1 protein-coding gene is annotated in these 1,210 nt (G+C 68.1%); it reads right to left on the reverse strand.

What is annotated here, in order from left to right:
- Positions 1 to 98: 98 nt before the first annotated feature.
- Complete coding sequence (folD, locus tag D7X32_RS44405) at positions 99 to 974, reverse strand: bifunctional methylenetetrahydrofolate dehydrogenase/methenyltetrahydrofolate cyclohydrolase FolD (protein ID WP_120608477.1); 876 nt, start codon at positions 972 to 974, stop codon at positions 99 to 101.
- Positions 975 to 1,210 lie beyond the last annotated feature (236 nt).

Genomic DNA, 1,210 nt, shown 5'->3' on the forward strand with positions numbered 1-1,210 from the left:
GGCCTCGAACGCTTCCGCGATGCGCGCCCACTCCGGCTTCTCCACCTGCTTCGCCATGCCCGGAAGCGTCCGCTGCGCGCTGCGCCCCCGGCAATCCCTCACGGCACGTCATTGGCCGGACGGTTACTCCCCGCGCGCTGTGCCGCCTCCAGCGTATTCTTCATCAGCATCGCAATCGTCATCGGCCCCACGCCGCCAGGCACGGGGGTAATGAACGACGCACGCTCCGCAGCGGCAGCGAACTCCACATCACCCACCAGCTTGCCGTCCGCCTTGCGGTTCATGCCCACGTCAATCACCACCGCACCGGGCTTGATCCACGCGCCCTTCACCAGCTCCGGCACGCCCACCGCCACCACCAGGATGTCCGCCTGCGCCACCTCCGCCGGCAGGTCGCTCTTGCGGTGGCACACCGTCACCGTCGCGTCCTTCTGCAGCAGCATCAGCGCCTGCGGCTTGCCCACGATGTTGCTGCGGCCCACCACCACCGCGCGCTTGCCCGCCGGATTGCACCCGACCTCTTCCAAGAGCCGCATCACGCCGTAGGGCGTGCACGCCCGCGTCGCCGGCCGCCCCAACAGCAGGTTGCCCGCGTTCATCGGGTGGAAGCCGTCCGCGTCCTTCTCCGGCTTCACCGCCGCGATGATGGCGTCCGCGTCAATGTGCTTGGGCAACGGCAGCTGCACCAGGATGCCGTGCACCGCCGGGTCCTCGTTCAGCCGGTGCACCAGCGCCAGGAGCTCCTCCTGGGTGATGGTCTCGTCCGGGTGGTGCTCCCAGGAATTGAAGCCCACCTCTTCGGCGGCCTTCTTCTTCCCCGTCACGTAGATCTTGGAAGCCGGGTCTTCACCCACGCGCACCACGGCGAGTCCGGGGGTGATGCCGCGCTCGGCCTTCAGGCGCGCCACCTCCTCCTTGATCTCCGCCCGCACGCGCGCCGCCACTGCCTTGCCGTCAATCAACTGAGCCGTCATGAGACCCACCTTATGCAAGACTGGCCCGGCACAAGGGAGCGAAGCGAAAGCATGGGTGCGGGAAAAGTTCTCGGGGCGATGTTGGGTCTCATGGCCGGCCTCCTGATTGGCGGGCCCTGGGCCATCGTGCTCGCCCTCATCGCGGGCGTGGCCGTGGGGCATTACTTCGACGAACAGCACGCCTCGCCCCCGGACTTCCCCGAAATCTTCAGCGACTTCCCCGCCACCTTCGCCCC

The sequence above is a fragment of the Corallococcus carmarthensis genome, assembly GCF_003611695.1.
GTDB lineage: Bacteria > Myxococcota > Myxococcia > Myxococcales > Myxococcaceae > Corallococcus > Corallococcus carmarthensis.

Excerpts from the sequence above, each read along its gene's own strand:
- folD (WP_120608477.1), bottom strand. The coding sequence starts at position 974 with ATGACGGCTCAGTTGATTGACGGCAAGGCAGTGGCGGCGCGCGTGCGG.